The 644-nt window shown below is 68.2% G+C and carries 1 pseudogene; it reads left to right on the top strand.

Annotated features, from left to right (window positions below):
- A pseudogene (locus AC2D9U_RS24240) lies at positions 1-644 on the top strand (IS3 family transposase); the annotation flags it as partial.

Here is a 644-nt window from a genome sequence, read left to right as displayed (position 1 = left end):
TGGAAGGCCAAGTTTGGCGGCCTTGAGGTGACTGAGGCCAAGCGGCTGCGGACGTTGGAAGAGGAGAACGCCAAGCTCAAGAAGCTGCTGGCGGAAGCGATGCTGGACATCGCGGTGCTGAAGGACATCTCGACAAAAAAATGGTGACGCCCGGCGCGAAGCGGAACGCGGTCGCTCATGCCCGGGAATGCCACGGGCTGAGCGAGCGTCGGGCGTGTAAGCTAATCGGCATTGCCCGGCGGGTGGCGCGGTATCAGCCGAGCCGGGGGGATGACGCTGGCCTGCGGCAGCGGCTGCGGGAGCTGGCGGCCGAGCGTCGCCGGTTCGGATATCGGCGTCTGGGCTACTTGCTGGCCCGCGAGGGCCTGGCGCCGAATCACAAGAAACTGCTGCGGCTCTACCGCGAGGAGGGTCTCAAGGTGCGCCGCCGCGGCGGCCGTAAGCGTGCACTGGGCACCAGGGCGCCGATGGTGCTGCCGCAGGGGCCGAACCAGCGCTGGTCGCTGGACTTCGTGTCCGACGCGCTGGGCTGTGGTCGGCGGTTCCGCATCCTGTGCGTGGTGGACGACTTCACGCGCGAATGCCTGGCGCTGGTGGCCGACACCTCGCTGTCGGGTGCGAGGGTGGCGCGTGAACTCGATGCG

It is taken from the genome of Roseomonas sp. TF40 (assembly GCF_057219975.1).
The sequence above is the reverse complement of the archived record's forward strand: the minus strand, read 5'-3'. Positions and strand labels throughout refer to the sequence as shown.